Origin of the sequence: Flavobacterium sp. NPDC079362 (assembly GCF_050267765.1) — a bacterium.
GTDB classification, from domain to species: Bacteria; Bacteroidota; Bacteroidia; order Flavobacteriales; family Flavobacteriaceae; genus Flavobacterium; species Flavobacterium azizsancarii.
Genome location: NZ_JBNNFM010000005.1, coordinates 130,123 through 152,757, shown reverse-complemented (window position 1 = coordinate 152,757; position 22,635 = coordinate 130,123). Strand labels below are relative to the sequence as shown.

At 34.8% G+C, this 22,635-nt stretch carries 17 protein-coding genes; 8 read left to right on the top strand and 9 right to left on the bottom strand.

Annotation, left to right across the window (positions count from 1 at the left end; translation table 11 throughout):
- Nucleotides 1–344 precede the first annotated feature (344 nt).
- From ACQKCJ_RS07180 to ACQKCJ_RS07150, 7 genes are all read right to left on the bottom strand, one after another.
- Nucleotides 345–1,439: an outer membrane beta-barrel protein gene (locus tag ACQKCJ_RS07180; RefSeq protein ID WP_271334368.1), complete on the bottom strand. Its 1,095-nt coding sequence runs from the start codon at nt 1,437–1,439 to the stop codon at nt 345–347.
- Between the two features lie 593 nt (nt 1,440–2,032).
- Entirely contained in the window at nt 2,033–2,998 is a 966-nt protein-coding gene (locus tag ACQKCJ_RS07175; RefSeq protein ID WP_271334369.1) for a glycoside hydrolase family 5 protein, read from the bottom strand.
- A gap of 11 nt (nt 2,999–3,009) precedes the next feature.
- A complete protein-coding gene (locus ACQKCJ_RS07170; RefSeq protein ID WP_271334370.1) occupies nt 3,010–4,242 on the bottom strand; it encodes a glycoside hydrolase family 27 protein in 1,233 nt (410 codons plus the stop codon).
- 102 nt (nt 4,243–4,344) lie between these two features.
- Nucleotides 4,345–5,385, bottom strand: a complete 1,041-nt coding sequence (locus ACQKCJ_RS07165) for an IPT/TIG domain-containing protein (RefSeq protein WP_271334371.1) — start codon at nt 5,383–5,385, stop codon at nt 4,345–4,347.
- A gap of 19 nt (nt 5,386–5,404) precedes the next feature.
- Entirely contained in the window at nt 5,405–7,003 is a 1,599-nt protein-coding gene (locus ACQKCJ_RS07160; RefSeq protein ID WP_271334372.1) for a RagB/SusD family nutrient uptake outer membrane protein, read from the bottom strand.
- A 13-nt stretch (nt 7,004–7,016) separates the two neighbouring features.
- A complete protein-coding gene (locus ACQKCJ_RS07155; protein WP_271334373.1) occupies nt 7,017–10,214 on the bottom strand; it encodes a SusC/RagA family TonB-linked outer membrane protein in 3,198 nt (1,065 codons plus the stop codon).
- A gap of 313 nt (nt 10,215–10,527) precedes the next feature.
- The gene (locus ACQKCJ_RS07150; protein ID WP_271334374.1) at nt 10,528–11,406 is read right to left on the bottom strand and encodes an AraC family transcriptional regulator; all 879 of its coding nucleotides are present in this window, start codon (nt 11,404–11,406) and stop codon (nt 10,528–10,530) included.
- 305 nt (nt 11,407–11,711) lie between these two features.
- Between ACQKCJ_RS07150 and ACQKCJ_RS07145 the strand changes: the two genes are divergently transcribed.
- The 6 genes from ACQKCJ_RS07145 (at nt 11,712) to ACQKCJ_RS07120 (ending at nt 20,025) form a co-directional block, all read left to right on the top strand.
- On the top strand, nt 11,712–12,848 hold the full coding sequence (locus ACQKCJ_RS07145; RefSeq protein WP_271334375.1) for a glycoside hydrolase family 26 protein: 1,137 nt from the start codon (nt 11,712–11,714) through the stop codon (nt 12,846–12,848).
- Between the two features lie 288 nt (nt 12,849–13,136).
- Complete coding sequence (locus ACQKCJ_RS07140) at nt 13,137–14,528, top strand: MFS transporter (RefSeq protein ID WP_271334376.1); 1,392 nt, start codon at nt 13,137–13,139, stop codon at nt 14,526–14,528.
- A gap of 28 nt (nt 14,529–14,556) precedes the next feature.
- On the top strand, nt 14,557–15,747 hold the full coding sequence (locus ACQKCJ_RS07135; RefSeq protein WP_271334377.1) for a glycoside hydrolase family 130 protein: 1,191 nt from the start codon (nt 14,557–14,559) through the stop codon (nt 15,745–15,747).
- A 6-nt stretch (nt 15,748–15,753) separates the two neighbouring features.
- The gene (locus ACQKCJ_RS07130) at nt 15,754–16,944 is read left to right on the top strand and encodes an AGE family epimerase/isomerase (protein ID WP_427401687.1); all 1,191 of its coding nucleotides are present in this window, start codon (nt 15,754–15,756) and stop codon (nt 16,942–16,944) included.
- A gap of 4 nt (nt 16,945–16,948) precedes the next feature.
- Nucleotides 16,949–18,184: a glycoside hydrolase family 26 protein gene (locus ACQKCJ_RS07125; protein WP_271334379.1), complete on the top strand. Its 1,236-nt coding sequence runs from the start codon at nt 16,949–16,951 to the stop codon at nt 18,182–18,184.
- Between the two features lie 554 nt (nt 18,185–18,738).
- Nucleotides 18,739–20,025, top strand: a complete 1,287-nt coding sequence (locus ACQKCJ_RS07120) for a glycoside hydrolase 5 family protein (protein ID WP_427401686.1) — start codon at nt 18,739–18,741, stop codon at nt 20,023–20,025.
- 129 nt (nt 20,026–20,154) lie between these two features.
- On the opposite strand, the gene mgrA is transcribed toward ACQKCJ_RS07120, so the two are convergent.
- Nucleotides 20,155–21,111, bottom strand: coding sequence for an L-glyceraldehyde 3-phosphate reductase (gene mgrA, locus ACQKCJ_RS07115; RefSeq protein WP_271334381.1), 957 nt, complete (start codon nt 21,109–21,111; stop codon nt 20,155–20,157).
- Nucleotides 21,112–21,221: 110 nt separating this feature from the next.
- Here mgrA and ACQKCJ_RS07110 point away from each other — a divergent pair, with 110 nt between their 5' ends.
- Nucleotides 21,222–21,452, top strand: a complete 231-nt coding sequence (locus ACQKCJ_RS07110) for a DUF433 domain-containing protein (RefSeq protein ID WP_271334382.1) — start codon at nt 21,222–21,224, stop codon at nt 21,450–21,452.
- On the top strand, nt 21,452–21,787 hold the full coding sequence (locus tag ACQKCJ_RS07105; protein ID WP_271334383.1) for a DUF5615 family PIN-like protein: 336 nt from the start codon (nt 21,452–21,454) through the stop codon (nt 21,785–21,787). Before ACQKCJ_RS07110 ends, ACQKCJ_RS07105 begins: the two co-directional genes overlap by 1 nt.
- Before the next feature lie 182 nt (nt 21,788–21,969).
- Here ACQKCJ_RS07105 and ACQKCJ_RS07100 read toward each other — a convergent pair whose 3' ends face one another.
- Nucleotides 21,970–22,572 carry an HdeD family acid-resistance protein gene (locus tag ACQKCJ_RS07100; protein WP_271334384.1) on the bottom strand — a complete coding sequence of 201 codons (603 nt, stop codon included), beginning with the start codon at nt 22,570–22,572 and terminating at the stop codon, nt 21,970–21,972.
- Nucleotides 22,573–22,635 lie beyond the last annotated feature (63 nt).

Sequence of the window (22,635 nt, the reverse complement as noted above, 5' to 3'; positions counted from 1 at the left end):
GAATTTAGTCGCCGATTTCTGTTGTCAAAAACAATTAATCTTCCTTAGGTAACTTTTTTTTTGCCTCAAATGCGCAAATTAGAACAAATTGAAAATACTGAATTTAGTCAATTACAATAGCTATCCGGATAAAAGTTTAAAGCAGGTTAAAATGATTTACTCCCTGGATTTAGTGATAAATATATCTGCCAAAATCTTTTTTAAATCTGCGTGAAAAATATTTTACTTCATTTATTTACCAATGCTTGAGTCGTAACAAAAAAAGCTCTCAAATAAAAAAGCTGCCAAAACATTAGTGTGTTTCGACAGCTCCAAAAAAAAAAAAAAAATATCAATCTTTATCTCTAGAAAGAGTATGTTGTAGCAATTAATGCGTAGAACGAACCACCTGTTGGCATAGCATCTTTATCTAAAAAGATATCTTCAGATGCGGCATCGTATCTTAACTCAGGAATTATAGTCAGTTTACCTACTTTATAATTCAAAGAAACTGTATTTGCAAAAACGTTTGATCCCATTAATGTTCCCACATTGGCCGCAGCATTTTTAGCATCAAAATATTCCATTCTGTAAGCTAAGCTCAAAGATGGTTTGAAAGCATAATTAGCATAGCCTACAAGTGAAAACCAATCACCATCTAAAGCACTGTCAAAGTCATTTTTAGTTTTAGCATATGTCGCATTAAATCCTAAAGAAAAAGCATCTGTTATTGTTTTAGAAGCCACAAAATCAATTTGTGTTTTATTTTCATCAGACGGAATCACTAATGTTCCCGGAGTAGGATTAGTACTTCCTGATGTAAAGTTTAAATATGCACTTCCTGTCTCGCCAATATAACCCAATTGCGCTATAAAAGTTTTTTGAGTCGAGCCGGCATCCATAGCTGATTTAAAATCAGTAGGATTTGTAATTCCGGCCATTGCAGTAAACTTTCCTGAGGTATATTGTGCTTTTACACCTGTATTAAAAAATGGTCCATAAGAAAATGCGTAAGACATACTGTAGTTTTTATTTCCTATTGCATCTAATACTTCATATCCTATATGTGTACCAAAACTACCTGCCACTACCTTAAATTCATCTGTAATCTGATACGTAAAAAACAATTGTTTAATTAAAAATTTTGCGTCAATATCTTTATCTGTTGTTTCATTATATGAAAACTCTCCTGCTCTCTTCCCGAAACCTAAGTCTACAAAAACGGAGGCCTTCCCAAACGTATGCGCTGCCTGAACGGAAGCCATTCCTAATTCGAATGAATCTTGCGAGTTGGTAAAGCTCGTTAATCCATTCATTTGTTTTGAAAAATCATACTTATAATAAGCGTCTGCCGATCCTCCCCAAGTAGTTGCTGGTGAAACTGAAGTGTCAGTATCATCTTGGGCAAAAGCAAAAGAACTCGTTAACATCGCGGCTAAAATGTGTACTACTTTTTTCATGTTTTAATTGGTTTTTAGTTATTAATTGATTCTGGTTAGTTAATCTTTTATATATCTATTTAATAGTATAAGTCATTTCTAAAACCTCTTATTCGTCTCTCAAACACCCTCATTTTCATTAGCGAATTTATTAACTTTTGTATGAGTAAAAGAATTGAAATTCATTTTTTTGACGAATTCAGGGAAGAATTACGGATTACAAAAATTAGAATAACAATAATCATGATATGACATTTATACTTCTTTATTTTTGAAAATTTGACAACCATTAAAAACTAAAAACACTAGAAAATTAGACATCAAAGCCAAATAGGAACTAAAAAACAAGATAAAAACACAATAAAATGTCTAAAAAAAAAATCAACCCTATAAAAAATAGGGGGTCAAGTACAAAAACAAAAAATAAACACAAAATACAGCATGACGTAAAAAATTTAAAAAGCAATAAAACAAATTGTATAAATTCCTACAAAAATAAAAATAAACAAAATAGGAGTAATTCATAAAAAGCAGTTGTTATTTCAGAGTTAAAAACAAACAAAAAGCCTGTTCAAGATTGAACAGGCTTTCCTTAAAAAATCACGCAAGCAATGCTAATCTTGCGTATTGTATTTCCTTAAAAACTCACGAACTTTAATTCCTGATTCTTTTAAATCTTCTTCTTTCCATTTTCCTTCTGACTTAGCCGACTTTTTTAAAATTGAGCAAGTTTCATCTTTATCAGAAACAGACCAGGTAATCCAGCTCAATTTTCGGTCTTCCATCCAGTCGATATATTCCTGCCAGGCTTTGAGATCGAGAGATCCATCGCCAGAAGCTTCCATTCCCGCCGATTCTGAAACAAAAATAGGCAAACCACTTTTTATAGCATTATCCGTTCTATCCCGTAACTCCTTACCATGTGTTGCCGCATAAAAATGCATGGTATACATAATATTATCAAACCCTTTTATTGGATCAGCAGCCGGAAGATCTACATCCTGATCCCAATGCGGAGAACCAACTAAAATAATATTATGGGCATCATTTTCCCGGATTATCTTAATTACCTCTTCGGAGTATGCCTTTACCTCTGGCCATGATTCATGATCCGGCTCATTGAATATCTCATAGATTATATTAGGATACTTTGCATATTTTTTAGAGACCTCAGCAAAAAACTCTTTAGCTTCCTTCAGATTAATATTATGACTGTGCCAATCAATAATCACATAGATATCAGACTTTATAGCTCCGTTTACAACTGCTTCTATTTTTTGTTTAGAAAACTCAGGATTCTTTACATACGACCATTCTCCAAGTTCAATTCCCATTGCAGCGCGAACCACATTACAATTAAAGTCTTTTTTTAACCAACTCACCGCCTTTTCATTATAAAACCTGGGCCACATACTATGCCAGCCAAAACTCATACCACGCAAAACAATCGGATTATTGTTTTTATCTACCAATTGTGTTCCACGAACATTGAGCTGACCATGATTTTTAACAAATTGAGCATTCGCTATAGAAAACATTAATAATAAGGTAAGAGCAAAAAAGTGTTTTTTACTATTCATAATAAAATGATTTAAGGAATTAGTCGTAATGTAATCACATCATGAGGAACAATATCTGCAGTAAAATTCTTTTTTGTGGTACCAGATTCTTTATTCTTCCAAAGATCTTTAAGCTTAAAAACTGTTTTACTAAAATCAGCTTCATATCCAAAATCAGCATCTTTAATAACATGTTTTTTCCAATCAAAATTGATTTTTTTAGGCACTTCACTTCTATTCAAAAAAGTTACGGCCCAATTTCCATCTGATAAAGGTTTCACCCAAACTTCTAATCCATCTTCAGCAGAATATTTAAAACCCTGAATTCCCAGTTTATCCTGATCAACGGCAATTAATTCTTTGTTCGTTAAAATTGCCAGCGTTTCTTTTGACATTTTTCTGAAATCATTTCCCGCAACAAGTGGTGATGCCATCATGCACCACATTGCAAAGTGCGCTTTATCTTCGGTATCATTCATCTCATTCCCCACTTCCATCATATCAAAATCATTCCAATGATCGGGACCGGAATATTTACGAATATCTTTTCGCATTTCTACAATTTTCATGAATCCCCAGGACGACCAATTTTCAGGATGTTTAAACTCACAATCGAAACAAGGATAAATATCTCCGGAAATTCTCCATAAATTCCCAACAGGTTTCCCCCATTCCCATGGCTGATTATCTCCCCACTCGCAAAGACTAAATACAATAGGCCTTCCGGCTGTTTTTAGTGCATTACTCATTGTCGTATAAGCTTCTTTAGCTGTAATTCCCTGTGTATTGCACCAATCATATTTTAAAAAATCAATCCCCAGTTTAGCATAAAAACGAGCATCCTGATATTCGTAACCACGTGTTCCCGGATAACCGGCACAAGTTTGTGTTCCTGCACAATTGTACAAACCAAATTTTAATCCTTTGCTATGAACATAATCTATTACCGCTTTCATCCCGTTAGGGAATTTAACCGGATCCGGAATCAAATCCCCGTTAGCGTCTCGTTCTCTGGTCATCCAGCCATCATCAAGTACAATATAATTGTATCCGGCAGCTGCCATCCCGGAAGAGACCATAATATCTGCCGTTTCTTTTACTAATTTTTCATCGATACTTGTTCCAAAAGTATTCCATGAATTCCACCCCATTGGAGGTGTCATCGCGAGGCCTTCAAATTTTCCTGCTAATTGGGTATGTGTATTTCCCTGACTAAAAACTAAACCTGAGATGCTTAAAGCGACTACTAAAATGATTTTTTTCATTATTAAAAATTCAAATTAATTATTAAAAAAAAAGCATTCCCTAATTGAGTAGATTAGGGAATACTTCAAACAAAACTCAAACCAAAGAGATTTCCTTAAAAATTACTTCAGAATAAAACCAATATTATCTAAGTAATATGTTGACTTATTACCTGTAAAATCTTTTAGAACAATATCCTGCAAACTTGTCACAGCAAAAGGCCAGGAATTCCATGGCAGATTATATTCTTTCCATTCCGTCGTTACATCAATCACTTTAGCATCAGGATCACTCCAGTGTCCGTTCAGGATAATAGCCACTTTACCTGCTTTTTCACCTTTAATAAACAATCTGATTCCGCTATAATTTGCCATATCCAAAGTTCCCCAATCTTTATTTCTAAAGCGGTTACCACCCCATCCGTCATTAATTGATTTTATCATTACATTTCCTTGTGCAGCGCCTGAACTTTCCAGAGAGACTTTATCATCTCCTCCGTCATAAAACCAGTCGTTGTACCATACATCATCAAATAATGCTGTACCAATTGCTTCTTTTGAAGTAGCCGAACCTGAAATATTAGTAACTGTTACATATTTATTGGCAGCATTGGCCGGCATTTTAAATTTCAATTCTGTTAAACTTGAAGAAATTACAGGTACATCTACGGTTCCTACTTTTACAAGAGGATTTAGAAAATAATCTCCGGAAACTGTTACGATATCTCCTTCAACAGCATTGATAGGATTATAACTTACTAATTTTGGTGTTGGTGGCGAAATCATAAAATCATAAAGTATCGTTCCGAATTTCGTCACTACTTTTAATTTATTGCTTGAATTTGCATAAGGCGTTTTTTCATCGATTAAAACGAAAATTGCAGTATCTGTAACCAGCACAGGATTGAAATAAGTATCAAAATCATTGAAGTAAATTTTTGAAACAGTCGAAAGTCCTGTACCCTGAATAATATAATAATTTTTAGGATCACCAACCGTAACAGGAACTAAATCCCCTTCTTTAGATAATGCGACACTGGTAATTGCAGGATTACCGGATCCGCCACTGGCAGCATCATCGCTGTTGCAGGAAGAAAACCCACCCACCAGTACAAATGCTGTTGCAAAAAAAGAAAAGAGGTATTTTATTTTTATATTTTTCATAATATTTAAATTTTAATAATTATTTAAAAGTATACGGAACTGGCGGCTGTAATAACTTTGGATTTTTAGCTACCTCATTATCCGGATAATCCATATAGAAATCATTTGCGGCGTGATCTTCACTATATCTGGGTGTATAATGAATCTCAGCATATCGGTCTCCCCTATTTTGCGCAGACATAATAGCAATCGCTTTTGTTTTATCGATACGCCCTAAATCGAACCAATAATCTCCTTCGAAGCACAATTCTTTTCTTCTTTCTAAAAAGATTGCATCAAAAGTTACCGTAGTTAAACTAGCCAGACCTGCTCTTTTTCTAACAGCATTTATCGAATTTAAAGCAGCCGGATCAGATGTGCTTGATCCTCCTGCTAACACAGCTTCGGCGTGAATTAATAATAACTCAGCATAACGCATTACATAAGAATTATTATCCATCATTGCCCAACTATCAATTTGACCGGTAGCATTTCCGTTTACAACTCCGATACAATATTTTTTAATCGCTCCTCCGGATGCCTGAGCCAGATCTTTATCTGCAGGCACTGTAAATCCAACTCCTTGTGTTGTTTTTATATTTGGATAAGTAGCTCCGGGAACCATTACAGTTTCATGCTTTCTTAAATCTCCGTCGTCATATAAAGAAAGAAGCACTTCCTGACTTGGACCAAAAACTCCCGCATAAGCTGCATTTGAAGTTGATAATGTTCCGTCCTGAAAACCAAACTGTGTATTGCAATTATTTCCGGATCCGTAGTTACCATCTGTTTTCCATTGAAGCGCAAAAATAGATTCTTCGTTATTATTGTTTGGATATGTAAACAAATCAGCAAAGCTTTTTCCCGGTAATTGATCCCCTCCTAATAATTTAAATTCACCACTATTGATAACACTTTCTGCCATTGCTCTGGCATTTGCATAATCCTTTTGATACAAATAAACTTTTGCCAGCATTGCTTTTGCAGAACCTTTAGAAACATGTCCGTTATTGGCATAATTAGCTCCTCTGGTTTTATCAGCCAATAAGTCAATCGCTTTTAAATAATCCATTGTGATTAATTTATAAACATCTGCAACAGTATTATTATTTATATAAGGATTACTTGTATAATCCAGAGGATTTTCGATAATTGGCACCGGCCCCCAAAGTCTCACTAAATCAAAATACGAAGTAGCTCTTAAAAAATAAGCTTCTCCAATTGTATTGTCCAAAACATTTTTAGAAACATCCGGTCCTACTCTGGATTTCAGGAAATTAATAATCATATTAGACTGCTGCACATTTGCCCATAACGAAGACCAGCCGTTTACCAATTCAGGATCACTACCGTTAATCGAGAAAGTTTTTAATCCGCTTACATCACCAGAGCCAGAATACATATTACCGGAACCCACTTCGAGTGCCCACCAAAATTTATTATACATTTGAAACCAAGTCCTGCTGTACATTCCGTTTGTAGCAGATGATACCTGATCATTTGTACTATAATAAGAATCTAAACTAATTCCGTCCTCAGAAGGTCTGTCAGTAAAATCATCCTGACATGATCCAAAAGTCAAAAATGCTGTTGCTATAAGAAGCAAACTATATCTATTTAAAAAAGATTTCTTTTTCATTTTGTTTTAATTTTTAAAATTCTACGTTAAGTCCAAATAAAAATGTTCTCGCTACCGGATATCTTCCGTTGTCAATTCCTGATAAAAGCACATTTTGATTGAATGAACCTATCTCCGGATCATAACCAGAATAGTTGGTGAACGTGTATAAATTTTGTGCGGTTCCGTACAATCTTAATCTTGATATTTTATATTTTGAAATAATATCTTGTGGTAATGAATACCCGATAGTTACGTTTTGAATCCTTAAATAAGATCCATCCTCTACATAACGATCTGAAATAAGTAAATTATTATTTGCAGAATCTGCGATTGGTCTCGGGTTATTGCTTCCTGTATTTGTAGGCGAATAATAATCCATTGCTTGTACTAACTGATTATCATATAAAGATGCATTTGTTGTTCCTCCTCTTCTGGTTAAGTTCATTACATCATTTCCGTATGATCCCTGCAAGAATACAGAACAGTCTACATTTTTATATTTAAAGTTATTGGTAAAACCAAAAGTGAATTTTGGATGCGGATTTCCGATAAAAGTTTTATCACTTGCATCTATTTTACCATCGTTATTTACATCGACATATTTTACATCTCCCAAAGCTGTTTGACCGGCAGCAGTTCCTACAGCCTGACCAAACTGAATTGGCGCACTATTCAAAGTAGCCTGATCTTTAAACAATCCATCTGTTTTGTATCCGTAAAATAAACCAATAGGATTTCCAACTGTAGTATTGGTCACTACAACAGGCTGATATCCGTTTGTATTTACTTCCTGAGTCAAGACAATTCCGTTAGCGATTTCATCCAAATTATTTTTGTATTGTGATATAACCAAAGAGGTATCCCAATTAAAATTACCTGCTGATCTCATATCGTAACCCACAGTAAGATCAAATCCTTTGTTGCTCATTGTTCCTAAATTAGAATATGGCGCAGAAATTCCTCCGTATTGTCCTCCACCTCCGGTTAAATAAAGCGGCAATGGCACCTGAAACAAAAATCCTTTTGATTTTTTATCATAGACATCAAAACTCGCAGAGAGTTTATTATTCAGCAGTGTAAAATCGATACCTAAATTGGTCTGATTTAGTGATTCCCAAACCAAATTAGGATTAGGATAATTGGATGGTAAAAAGCCGCTTCCTAAACCGGAATTCTGAGCTCCTAACATGGCAGAATAGCTGTTGTTCGGGATTTGCTGATTTCCTGTTTCTCCATAACCTGCTCTGAATTTGATATTATCAACATACTTGCGGGTTCCCTCCATAAAAGACTCGTTTGATAATTTCCAGGAACCGGAAATCGCATTAAAAACTCCTTTTTGATTTCCAGTTGTAGGATCAAACTTAGACGAAATATCTTGTCTGACAGAAGCTGTAAGACTGTACTTATCATTGAAATCATAAATAATACGAGCAAAAAGAGAAGCAAGTGAAGCGCTGCCTTTATATTGTGTAATCGTATTATTATCGACATCAGCCAGGTTAATAGTATGAATAGAATTTGTCTTAAAACCTTGCGCTGATGCAACTAAACCTTCCCAATGCGAATCATTTGCTTCCTGACCTGCCAAAAGTGTAACTCTGTGTTTACCGAAAGTTTTATCGTAAGTCAATAAATTTTTGATGTTTGTAGAATACCAATTTTGTCTTCGCACATCAAGATCTGCCAATAAATTTACCTGGCTTCCCCATGCATAAGAAGGTCTGAAATCATCATTTTCAGAAAACTCCGTATTGGCTGCAATTTCAATTCGGTATTTTAATCCTTTAAAAAGATCCACTTCAGCATAGATATTCCCTAAGAAATTCTTTCTGACCAATTTATTTTCTCTGGTCAAGGCCTCAGCAACCGGATTATAATATGTAACACTTTGTTCTGATGAAGGAGGTCCGGCAAATGAACCATCAGAATTTCGAACAGGAATATCCGGAGATTGTAATAAAGTATTCGAAATCAATCCTGAATAACTTTGATTCACTGTAATCTTCTCGTTTGTAATACCTCCCGTAAGATTTCCGCCAATTCTTAACCATGGTTTAATTTTCGAATCTAAATTCAATCTTACTGTATATCTTTTTAATCCTGAATTTATAATCGTTCCCTGATTATCTAAATAACTTCCTGACAGGTAGTAACTAGTTCCGTCTTTAGCACCAGAAAATGATAACTGGTGACTTTGAGAAACTGCTGTTCTATATACTTCGTCCTGCCAATTAGTTCCTGGACCCAATAATTCAGGATGCGAAAATTCCTGACGTGTCTGAAATCCCCATAATTTAGCCAAATCTGTTTTCAACGTTGCGTATTGAGGCAAAGTCAAAACATCCAGTTTATTAGTAACTGAACTCATAGAAGTGTAGTTCTCGTAAGAAACCTTTCCACCACCTTTTCTACCGGATTTTGTTGTAATTATGATAACTCCATTTGCACCTCTCGAACCATAAATAGCTGTTGCAGAAGCATCTTTCAAAATATCCATAGATTCGATATCACTTGGATTAATCATCGACAAAGGGCTCATAGCCGTGTTCCCGCTTCCTCCTGAAGAAGAAAACCCGTCTTTACCGGCCAAAGTTTGCCCGCTTGTAGATTTTCCTGTAGCATCTCCTGATATTGGCACACCATCGATAACATACAAAGGCTCATTTGTTCCCGTGATAGAAGTAGTTCCTCGTATCCTTACAGAAGCTGCACCTCCCGGCTGTCCTGAATTGTTTGTTACAGAAACCCCGGCGGCTTTACCCTGAAGCATTTGGTCTATAGAAACTTGTTTTATGTTCTCTAAATCTTTTGCTTTTACTGAAGATATTGCACCATTTACGTCTTTCTTTTTCTGAGTTCCGTAACCAATTACAACAACTTCTCTTAAATCCTCAGAGCTCGACACCAGAGAAACGTTAATTTTTGTTCTTCCTGCGATCCCCATTTTTTGAGAATCGAACCCAATAAATGACACCACTAATGTTCCGTTAGAAGGCGCATCAATAGTATATTTACCATCAAAATCTGTAGAAGTAGTCGTTTTAGATCCAACAATCGAAATGTTGGCTCCAGGAATTGTCATTCCTTTACTGTCAGATACCGTTCCTGTTACTGTTAGTTTTACCTGAGCCGTAACAAAATTACTCGTCAGTAACAAAAATAAAATCAGAGGAACCGCTTTGTGGTTAGCATTCCAATGAATGAAGTTAGTCATTAGTTTTTTCATAATAAATGTTTGGTTAGTTTAAATTTGTTATCCTAATTCAAGTTATAAATAGAGTCCTATTTTATTTCTTAAATTATTTAACAAATCTATAACACAACAAAACATTAAATCAATAGTATTATATCATTTAATGATAATATTTTTACTATGAATCAATAAAAAAACACATATTAAAATAAAACACATAAAAAATTGAATTATTCGCAAACCAAACGTATCAAATCACTGTAGCTAATAAACAAAAATTAACGAATCAGCCAAAAAGCAAACGATTTCGTTAAAAATAATATTTGTTTGTGCAAAAAAAGTATCACTATAAAATACGCTTTAATCCAGAGAAATCTTCTCTATACTGGCTTGGTGTACAGTTTTTAATCGCTTTAAAACTACGGTTGAAGTTTGCTATATTATTAAACCCGGATTTAAAAGCAACTTCAGAAACACTCATATCTTTTTCTACCAGCCAACGAGCTGCATATCCAATTCGAATATCATTTATATAATTGACAAATGTTTTTCCGGTACGTTTTTTAATAAACCGATTGAATGAAATTATAGACATACTGGCAACACCGGCAACATCTTCTAAAGTGATCTTCTCAGCAAAATGTTTCTGTACATATTCATAAACCAATTTCATTTTATCATAATCATCAAACGTGTCATAATCTACTGTATAAGTAGAAAGCAAACGCTGGTTTCTGGAATTCGCCAAATCATAAAGCAATGAAGTAATTTCTAAAAAATAGTCCATACCATCTAATTTAGAAAGCCTTACCAACCGTGGAGTCAATTCTTCGGCTATTTTTTTCGAGAATAAAATACCGTGAATCGAACGATTGAACATATCCCGAATTGGGTTCATAATACGCCTGGCAAGAAATGATTCATGAAACAAATCGTTATGAAACTGAATGGTTATTTCGTGGATTTTTTTGCTTGTACATTTATTTAATTCCCAACCGTGATATAAATTCGGACCAATCAAAACCAGTTCAACATTATCGATTTCTTCTATATTATCCCCTACAACCCGCTTTACTCCTTTTCCGTTTAGTATAAAATTGATCTCAAATTCCGGATGATAATGCACCGGAAAATCAAAACTATCTTTCACTCTGTCAAAAACCAAAAAGCTGTCTCCAGCAGATAACGGAGCGATTTCTCTATAAAAATTTTTAGTACTGCCCATCTTTAAAATCTATTTTAAGAAGTAATATTCGTTTTTTTTATTGCAATAATATGATATATAATTGATAAAATAATATTAATTATACCAGAAACATCCGATTATCTTTGAAAAATAGAATTATCATTTTTACAAAAAGAGTATTAATAATAAACATTAATCATTTTTAATGTAATAACTTTTTATAGTTTTGATAGTTTTAGTCCAAAAATAGTTCTGAATTTTCGATTATAAATTTGAGCCTTTTTTTGACAACTATACCTTTTATAAATTTGCAGTTATTGCACTGAACAACAAGTATATTCATAATGAAAAAACATATAATAGTACTAATATCAGCTCTATTCATAGGAACTTCTTGTTCTGCAAACCCTATTATCACTAATACTAATTTGTCACTATCAGATAAAAAAGCTACACCTGAAACTGTTTCATTATACAAAAAACTGCATCAATTGTCACAAAAAGGATACTTATTCGGGCATCAGGATGATCTTGCCTACGGTGTAAATTGGAAATACGAAGACGGTCGCAGCGACATAAAAGATGTTGTTGGCGATTATCCTGCCGTTTACGGTTGGGACATTGCCGGACTGGAAAAGGATGACCTAAATAATATTGACGGTGTTCCTTTTGCGAAAATGAAACAATACATTAAAGAAGCGAATGCAAGAGGCGGAATTTCTACCGTAAGCTGGCATCTTGATAATCCTGCAACTGGGAAAAATGCCTGGGACAATACTCCAAATGCAGCAAAAACAGTTCTACCAGGTGGAGAAAACCATAAAAAATTTACGATCTGGTTAGACAAAGCGGCTGATTTCTTTTTATCCTTAAAAGATAAAGAAGGAAAAAACATCCCGATTCTTTTCAGACCTTATCACGAACTTACCGGTGGCTGGTTTTGGTGGGGAAAAGGAAATTGTACTCCCGAAGAATTTAAAACCTTATGGAAATTCACTTTTGAATATCTGCAGAAAAAAGGAGTTCATAATTTAATTTATATTTACAACACAAGCAGTTTTAGCTCAAAAGAAGATTTTCTTACCAACTATCCCGATGATAGTTATGCTGATATTTTAAGTTTTGATTCTTACCAGAATAATGACGACAAAGAGGGCAAAAAATTCATAAATGAAGTTCAAAGTCAACTTAAAATCATAGATGAAATTGGTACAAAACAAAATAAATTAATTGCGATAGCCGAAGCGGGTTATGAAGCGATTCCAGACCCGAAATGGTGGACAGGAACTTTGTCTAAAGCGATTGGCGATTATAAAATCTCTTATGTTTTATTATGGAGAAATCACGGCTGGCAGGAAAAAGAACAAAAAATGCATTATTACGCACCATATAAGGGACAAGTAAGCGAGAAAGATTTTATTGATTTTTATAATCTGGATAAAACCTTATTCGAAAAAGACATTAATAAAATTAAAAAATGAGAATTAAAAAACCTCTAAAATCCGTGTCATCTGCATTTAAAAAAAGAATATTAAAAAGAAACATATTTCTTTCACCTAGCTCGGCTATGTTTATTTAAATAAGTGAAATGCCTTTTAAGTTCAAAAAAATCTATGTTTCTATGTGTTTAAATATCGTATTCAAAATAAAATCTGTTTTTATCCGTGTTTTTACGAAGTAAATCCGTTTTATCCGCGTCAAAAAAAATCAACAAATAGAAACATTAAACAATCGACCAAATCTAAATTACAACCATTAAAAAAAGTCTAATGCACGACAAAATTAGTTTAAAAGAAAAAATAGGTTACGGTCTTGGAGATGCCGCATCATCGATGTTCTGGAAAATTTTCAGCATGTACCTTCTCTTTTTCTATACCGACGTTTTCGGGTTGGCGCCTGCTGTTGTAGGAACCATGTTCTTGATTACCAGAATCTGGGATTCCTGTTTTGATCCGATTGTGGGAATCATCGCCGACAGAACAAAAAGCAAATGGGGAAAATTCAGACCTTATTTATTATGGGTTGCCATACCTTTTGCCGTGATTGGAGTTTTGACTTTTTATACTCCTGATTTTGATGAGAAAGGAAAAATAATTTATGCCTACGTGACGTACTCCGCCATGATGATGATTTATTCGTTGATCAATGTGCCGTATGCATCACTTCTGGGCGTAATGTCATCTGACCGAAAAGAAAGAACTACTTTATCATCGTATAGAATGGTTTTTGCCTTTGGGGGAAGTCTCCTGGCACTCTGGCTAATAGAACCGTTAGTAAATTATTTTGGAGGAAGCCTAAATTCAAAAACTGGATGGCTGGCAACAATTTCTGTCTTTGGAGTTATTACAACTGCTTTTTTCTGGGCCTGTTTTTTCTTTACTAAAGAAAGAGTAAAACCAATTTCAGACGAACAAAATAATCTAAAAGAAGATCTAAAAGATTTACTAAAAAACAAACCGTGGTGGATTTTACTTGGAGCCGGAATTGGTGCTTTAGTTTTTAATTCAATCCGTGACGGAGCTGCCGTTTATTATTTTAAATATTATGTCAGCAGCAGCGTAAACTTTGATTTCTACCTTTTTGGAACTGATTTTCATATGACACCCACTTCTATTTATCTAGTTTTAGGACAAGCTGCAAATATCATCGGAGTAATTATCGCGACTCCAATTGCGAATAAAATTGGTAAAAAGAAAACTTTTTTTGGTGCCATGGCGTTAGCCGCAATTTTGAGTTTGGTTTTCTATTTCTTCGGAAAAGAAGATGTTTTCTTAATTATGAGTTTTCAGCTTTTAATCAGTATTTGCGCCGGTTGCATCTTCCCGTTAATCTGGTCGATGTATGCAGATAGCGCTGATTATTCAGAGTGGAAACAAGGTCGCAGAGCAACAGGATTAGTTTTCTCAGCATCGTCAATGTCTCAAAAATTTGGATGGACAATTGGTGGAGCCGGAGCCGGATGGCTTTTGGGTTATTATGGTTTTCAGGCCAATGTAGAGCAAACTGCCACTGCTCAAAACGGAATTCAATTAATGCTAAGTATACTTCCTGCAATCGCAGCCATAATATCAGTCGCTTTTATAGCATTCTATCCATTATCCGAAGAAAAACTTCAGGTAATAGAACAAGACTTAAACGAAAAACGAGACCAGACAAATTAAAAAAAAACAGATACAGAAATCTATTTATATGACAGCAATAGCCTCTTCAACTACATTTCAGGATAGAAAAGTAGCACTAGAAAACGAACATAAAATACTGATCGAGCAAAAAAATACTCCTCAGGACAATGCCGGAAACGGGATATACGAACGCTATAAAAACCCGGTTGTTACGGCAGCTCATGTACCATTGAACTGGCGTTTTGACCTCAACGAAAAGACAAATCCGTTCTTGCAGGAAAGAATTGGGATGAATGCAGCTTTTAATGCCGGCGCCATGAAATGGAACGAAAAATACCTGCTTGCTGTTCGTGTAGAAGGAATTGACAGAAAATCATTCTTTGCTATAGCAGAAAGTCCAAATGGAGTCGATAACTTTAAGTTTTGGGAGAAACCATGCGTGATTCCGCAAACCGAAGAACCGGACACCAATGTATATGATATGCGTCTAATCAACCATGAAGACGGTTGGGTTTATGGTATTTTTTGTACCGAAAGAAAAGATCCAAAAGCACCAAAAGGCGATACAAGTTCGGCTGTAGCCAATGCTGGAATCGTTCGCTCGAAAGATCTGGTAAACTGGGAAAGATTGCCTGACTTAATTTCGAATACAGGGCAACAACGCAATGTGGTTCTCCACCCCGAATTCGTAAACGGAAAATATGCTTTATACACGCGTCCGCAAGATGGTTTTATCGATGTTGGAGCTGGTGGTGGAATTGGTTTAGGATATGTCGAAGACATGACCAATCCGGTGGTAAATGACGAAAAAATCATTTTTGGCAAACAATATCATACTATTTATGAATTAAAGAATGGTCTTGGCCCTGCTCCTATTAAAACTGAAAAAGGATGGCTGCATCTTGCACACGGAGTTCGAAATACTGCCGCGGGATTGCGCTACACCTTATATATGTTCATGACAGATCTGAACGATATTACGAAAGTTACCCACGTTCCGGCCGGACATTTTATGGGACCTGAAGGAATTGAAAGAGTGGGTGATGTATCGAATGTTTTATTTTCAAACGGATGGATTGAAGATACTGACGGAACTGTTTATGTGTATTACGCATCATCAGATACAAGAATGCATGTTGCAGTTTCGTCTGTAGCAAAATTGGTTGATTATGTAACAAATACTCCCGCAGATACTTTTATTTCAGCAGGTTCAGTAAAAACGATCATCAATCAAATCGAAAAAAACAATACAATTTAATTTACCGTGTCAATACAACTAAAGCAACTTAAATCTGAATTATCAGCGGAACTTGATTCCATTCTAAAATACTGGTCAAAACATACCTTAGATAATGAAAATGGTGGTTTTATAGGTCAAATTGATTTCAACGATCATATTATTGCTAATGCTGAGAAAGGTTCTGTTTTGAACGCCAGAATTCTTTGGAGTTTTTCAGCAAGTTATAAAGTCACTGAAAACGAAGGTCACAAAAAGATCGCCAAACGTGCTTTTGAGTTTCTTTCAAATCACTTTTATGATCCTGAATTTGGAGGTTTATTTTGGAGTATCAATCCTGATAAAATGCCAAAAGATACCAAAAATCAAATTTATGCTTTAGCTTTTGCGATCTACGGATTATCTGAATATTATGCTATTTCTAAAGACGATAAAGCTTTAGAAATAGCCATTAACCTCTATCTAAAAATTCAGGAATACAGTTATGATCCGGCAAACAAAGGCTATTTAGAAGCTTTTACCCGAGATTGGCAGTCTATCGAAGATTTACGTTTAAGCGATAAAGACGCCAACGAGAAGAAAACCATGAATACGCATTTGCATATTGTCGAGGCTTATGCAAATTTATTTAAAGTTTGGAAGGACAAAACGCTTCAAAGTGATATTGTGGAATTATTAGAAACGATAGAAAAACATTTCATCAATACCGAAAATGGTCATTTGCGTTTGTTTTTTGATGAAAACTGGATCGAAAAACCGGACGTTATATCATACGGTCATGATATTGAAGCGGCCTGGCTTTTATTGCAATGTGCCGAAATTTCTAAAAATCAAACCTTAATTGAAAATTATACCAAACATGCCATTCAAATGGCTGAAGTTACTAAAGAAGGACTAGATACTGATGGTGGTTTATGGTATGAATTCGACCCTAAAAAGAATGAGTTAGTTGCCGAAAAACATTGGTGGGTTCAGGCCGAAGCTTTGATTGGTTTTTATAATGCGTACCAATTAACAGGCGATAAAAATTACCTGAACATCGTTTATAAAAACTGGAAATTTATAAAGAAATATATTTTAGACACCGAAAACGGAGAATGGTTCTGGGGAATTAACCGGGATTATTCTTTGATCGAAAAAGACAAAGCCGGTTTTTGGAAATGTCCCTATCATAATAGTCGCGCTTGTCTTGAACTCATTAACCGAATTAATACATAACCATATGAAAACTACGTTTCTGAAAATAGCATTTTTAAGTTTATCGATTTTGTTCCTTTCAAGCTGTTCTTCAAATGATGAATCTGGTCCTGAAATTATCGTTGAACCGCCAGTTATAGTTCCAACTGATCCGTTGACTACGCAAAACGTGACAACTTATATGGTCGATGCAAATGCTACCAAAGAAACCGTAGCTTTATTTTATAATTTAAAAAAACTGGCCAAAACTAAAGTCGCCATTGGTCAGCAAGACGCTTTTAATAGTTATTATCAGGACAATGGCGGAGATTCTGATATCAAAAAAAACACAGGTTATGATCCTGCTCTTTTAGGTTTGGATTTTATGTTTATTACCGATAAAAATAATAACAATCAGGCTGATAATTGGTTTTATCAGCAAGAGGAAAAAATGGTAAACGATGTAAAAGCTGCTTACGCAAAAGGAATGATCAACACTTTTTGCTGGCATTTAAGAGAGCCTAATAAAGAAGATAGTTTTTATGCAGCTGATATGACTGCAGATCAAAAGGCAACTGCTTTTAAAAGTATTTTACCGGGCGGAGCAAATAACGAATGGTACAAGAAAAAACTAGACAAAATTGCCAGCGTAGTTTTGAATTTAAAAGGTTCAAATGGAGAATTAATTCCTATAATCTTCAGGCCTTTTCATGAATTTGACGGAAGCTGGTTCTGGTGGGGCGCTAATTTTGCTACTGCAGAAGAATATAAAACAGCTTATCAGTTTACTGTTGATTATCTAAAAAATACCAAAGGCGTTCATAATATTTTATATGCTTTTTCGCCTGATAACTCATACACAACAGAAGCCAATTATCTAAGCAGATATCCCGGTGATAAATATGTCGATGTTTTAGGAATGGATAATTATGGCGATTTTGACAATCAAGTGCAAGCTGGTGCCACAAAAGCCAATTCTAAACTAAAAATAATTGCTGATTTGGCTAAAACCAAAGTAAAAATTGCAGCATTAACAGAAACCGGTTATCAGGTTACAAGTACAAAAACTCCAATTACCAATTGGTTTTCGGATTATTTATATAGCGCCTTAACAGCAAATAATATTGAGGTGAGTTATGTCATGTTCTGGAATAATACTAAAGATGGTTATTATGTCCCGAACAGTTCTGTTGCGAATGCTGCAGATTTCAAGACATTTACCGCTAAACCAAAATCGGCATTGGTGAATTCTTTGCCGAAGATGTATGAATTGCCGAAGTAAGATTTTGTAATTTAATGGCACACGGATTTTACAGGTTAAACGGATTGACACGGATTTTTTGTTTGCTTTTGTCAGGCTAAACGGAGTCGAAGCTCCGCAAGTAACTTGACAAAGCGGGAAATTAAGCTCATTTTATGTCATTTTAATCCCGAAACTTCGGGAGAGAAATCTCATCAAGAGAACAACGAACTTCGAATCCGCAGTGTCATTTCGACCAAAGGGAGAAATCACATCCAGAGAGCAACGAAACGTTAATCCGCAGTGTCATTTCGACCAAAGGGAGAAATCGCATCCAGAGAGCAACGAACTGTGAATCGGCAGTGTCATTTTCGACCAAAGGGAGAAATCGCATGAAGAAAGCAACGAACTGTGAATTCCTAAATGACAAACTTTGCGATGACAATACCTAACAGGTTTTAGAAACCTGTTAGGAGAAAAAACATCTCATAAAACGAAAATCCCTAGCCCTGATAGAAGCGGCATCCTTTTGTTTTTTTCTTTAAAAAACAAAAGATAAAGCGGATAGCAGGAAATAGCTCCTAAAAAAACAAATAATGAAAAACAGATTTCTAAAAACCATCGGATTGGCTTTGATTGTTACTACAATGGCGTGTCAGGCGCAGGAAAGAATTACAGTAAAAGGAACGCAGTTTTATAAAGGCGATAAACCTTACGCTTATATTGGTAAGAATTATTGGTACGGAAGTTTATTGGCTTCGAAAAAAGTGGGCGACAGAAAAAGATTGCTTCGTGAACTGGATTTGATGCAGAAAAACGGAATTGACAACTTGAGAATTATCGTTGGTGGTGATGGGGGAAAATATGATTTTACGGTTCGTCCTGCGTTGCAATACGAACAAGGAAAATATGACAATGATTTGCTTGACGGACTGGACTTTCTGATCAATGAAATGGGCAAACGCAAAATGTACGCTGTTTTATATTTAACAAACAACTGGGAATGGTCGGGCGGAATGTCGCAATATTTAGAGTGGAATGGCAAAGGGGCAATTCCGGTTCCGAATATTGCGCCGAATACATGGCCGCAATTTATGTCTTATACAGAACAATTTCATAGTTGTGAACCTTGCATGAAAGCTTTAGAGAATCATGTAAAGTTTATTATGGGAAGAACGAACAATTATTCGAAAAAGAAATATACTCAGGACAATACCATTATGTCGTGGCAGGTAGGGAATGAACCCCGAACTTTTACGCCTGAAAACGAAGCTAAATTTACTTCATGGCTAAATAATATTGTGAATTTGATAGATAGTCTGGACAAAAATCATTTGGTCTCGACAGGTTCTGAAGGAAAAAACAGTTCGAATGATAGTATGGAAATTTTTGAAAGAACACACCAAAATCCTAATATTGATTATCTGACTATGCACATCTGGCCAAAAAACTGGAACTGGTTTAAGGCTGATAATGCCGAAGCAACTTTACCTACAACGCTCGAAAATGCCGGTAACTATATTGATGATCATATTAAGGTTGCCAATACTCTAAAACGTCCAATAATTATTGAAGAGTTTGGTTTACCGCGAGAAAACGAAAATTTAGCTGCAGGATCTTCTGTTGCAAATAGAGATGTTTTTTACAATTATATTTTTAATCGGGTTGCCGAAAGCGTTAAAAATAATGGTCCGTTACAAGGGGCTAATTTCTGGGGATTTGGCGGCGAAGGAAAAGCAATTACCAAAGACGGAAAATGGAATCCGGGAGATCCCCTGACAACAGATCCTCCGCAGGAACCACAAGGGTTAAACTCTGTGTTTTCTTCGGATAAATCGACTTTGGATATAGTGAAGAAGTATAATCTGGAATTGAAAAAATAATTTAAAATACTATAATATATTATATGTCAAACCCGACAGGTTTCAAAAACCTGTCGGGTTTACTGTGTGTCTTACACATGACGGAGGCGCATTGCTGTGCGCCTCTACAGTATGTATTTATCAAATAATTTATGCGAGGATTTTCTCAATTACATTCAACTCGTCTGAAGAAAATGCTAAGTTTTGCAAGCATTCAATATTATTATTTAATTGTCGTACCGAACTTGCACCTATTAAAACGGATGTAATTCGCTTGTCTTTTTGCAGCCATGCCAATGCCATTTGCGCCAGGGATTGATTACGGTTTTGAGCAATTTCATTCAGCTGAACTAACTTCTGAATACGTTCATTCGTAACCTCATCTTCTTTCAAATGTCCGTTTGGATTATGTGCTCTTGAATTTTCAGGAATTCCGTTTAAGTATTTATCGGTTAAAAGTCCTTGTGCCAAAGGTGAAAAGGCAATACAACCTACTCCTTTTTCTTCCAGAACATCCAATAAACCATTTTCTACCCAACGCTCCAACATCGAATATTTGGCCTGATGAATTAAACATGGCGTTCCTAATTGTTTTAAGACATCAACTGCAACGCGGGTTTGTTCTGCCGAATAATTGCTTATTCCAACATATAACGCTTTTCCGGATCTTACGGCGTAATCAAGTGCCATCATGGTTTCTTCAATTGGAGTTTCCGGATCAGGACGATGGGAATAAAAAATATCTACGTAATCTACTTTCATTCTTTTCAGACTCTGATCTAAACTAGATAATAAATATTTTCTTGAACCCCAATCCCCATAAGGTCCGTCCCACATGGTGTAACCGGCTTTGGTTGAAATGATAATTTCATCACGTAAATTTCCCTGAAAATTATGCCACAGAATTTTACCAAAATTAGTTTCTGCAGAACCTGGAACAGGTCCGTAATTGTTCGCTAAATCAAAATGAGTGATTCCTTTATCAAAAGCCTCTACAGCAATGCTCTCAGCATTTTCGAAATTATCTACTGATCCGAAATTGTGCCACAATCCTAAAGAAATTTCAGGTAGTAATAACCCGCTCTTTCCACATCTGTTATATTTCATGTTCTAATTTAAAATTGGAAGTTTATAGGTTTTAAAGGTAAAAACAAACCATACAACTTTAAAAGTAAATTTGAATTTAATTTGTGTAAATTTGTGTAAATAATAAAATTATGGAAAATAACTGGCAAAATTTAATTTCGATAAACCCTGATATCCGATTTGGGAAACCTATTATTACGGGAACTCGAATTTGTATTTCAGATATTCTTTCATGGCTATCTACCGGAATGTCCTTTGAAGAAATTATTGAGGATTTTCCTGAATTAAAAAGACAGCATATTCTTGCTGCTTTGGCCTTTGCTGCAAATAGAGAAAATATTACAAAAATAATTGCCGCATAATGAAATTACTTCTTGATGCAAATATTTCATGGAGAATAATCAAACTTGTTGGAGATAATTTTCCAGATTCTTTACATGCAAAAGATCTAAAGATAAATCAGCCGGCTAAAGACATTGAAATCTGGCAATTTGCAAAACAAAATAATTTTACCATACTTACTCATGATGATGACTTTGAAAAACTATTACTTTTAAAAGGAGTTCCTCCAAAAGTAATAATTTTAAAAACTTTCAATAAAAACACAAAACAAATTGCTGAAATTCTGATTTCAAAAAAAGAAACTATTGAATCATTTATAGTAAACGATGAACTAATGATTTTAGAAGTTTATTAATCATTTCATTGTTCCTATTGATTTTTTTACCCTGCGTGTTTCTCTAAATCTATTAACTAAATTTGTTTTTTCTAATCGCTAAAAATCGCTAAGATGCAAAGAAAATAAAGCTTTGCGTCTTAGCGACTTTGCAAAAAATTTATATGATAAATTTTATCTTTTCGACAACCCAAAAGTATTCTTTACAAATGAATCTTTTCTTTTAGCTCATCAATTTTTTCAGGAATATCGTGTATCTTTTTTAATTTGAAAGAAAGATAAATATAGAAAATACCAAGTGCTATAAAAGCAAAAGCAGTCCAGTACACTAATGATAGTCCTGCAAAAAGAGGGTTCCACAATAATATCAGAGAAAAAATTGTTCCAAGGATTCCTAAAAACAAAAGATTCTTCCAATCCGGCACTGAATAACTCTTTAAATTAAAAGCAATAACAATAGCCATAATAGAGCGGAACAAAATAACAAAACCTACATATAATGGCAGTAATGTAATCGAAATCAATGGATTTGTAACCAGTAATATCCCTACAATCAATCCTATAATACCTGACGCCAGCGTCCAGCCCCAATTGTCTATTTTTTTTCTGTTCGAAAGCGCAAAAATAATGTCAAAAATTCCAGTAGCCAGAAATGAAATACTAAACAAAAATGCAAGTGTTATATAAGCAGCCAAAGGCGTTATAAAAGACCAAACTCCGATTCCAACAAAAAGTATTCCCACAAGTAATGGAATGTACCAATAATCAATTGCGATTTTTACTTTTTTAAATAAAGAATTTTCCATACGAATATTTTAAAATCATGCTTACTCTATAAAGTTTTCAGCTTACCTTTAAAAATTAACCTC